This window comes from Flavobacterium sp. PLA-1-15, from assembly GCF_049060005.1.
Classification (GTDB): Bacteria; Bacteroidota; Bacteroidia; order Flavobacteriales; family Flavobacteriaceae; genus Flavobacterium.
Window position 1 is genome coordinate 1 of the sequence record NZ_JBMGQS010000064.1, and the last position, 500, is coordinate 500.

The following is a 500-nucleotide window of genomic DNA, read 5'->3' on the forward strand; positions in this document are numbered from 1 at the left end:
CAGGCCTACACCTGTGGCATTTACGAAAAGGTTGATCGTATCCCCCTCGCAGTACGTTCCTCCTGCAGATTCATTTACAATAACCGTTGGCTGGTTCAGCAGAAGTTCCACTATCGTGGAAGTGGCCGGTGTGCCACAGCCTGAGATGACAACATAATAGTCTCCCGCATCTGCAACAGAGGCCGATGGTATGGTCAGGATGTTCGAATCGGTTCCTGTTGGCAATGTATTGTGGTACCACTGGTAGGAAAGGTTGTCGCCCGTGGCGGTTACCTCAAGGCTTACCGTGTCCCCGATGCACAGCACTGTTCCTGTTGGAGGAGTGATGCTTACAAATACAGGGTCGGCATCGACCTCTATGGTCAGTGAGCCCGTAAGCGGTGCAGAACAGGCAACACCTGAAAGGGTCTGCTCTGCAGACACCAAGGTGAAGGTGTAGCTTAGGTTGGGATCCGGAAGGTTCACTGTGTCAAGGGTGAAGTTTCCTGATCCGTCCAGTG

1 protein-coding gene is annotated in these 500 nt (G+C 52.8%); it reads right to left on the minus strand.

Going from position 1 to position 500, the window contains the following annotated elements:
• On the minus strand, positions 1-465 hold a 465-nt coding region (locus ACI6PS_RS16220; protein ID WP_421013610.1), incomplete at its 3' end, for an immunoglobulin domain-containing protein.
• Positions 466-500 lie beyond the last annotated feature (35 nt).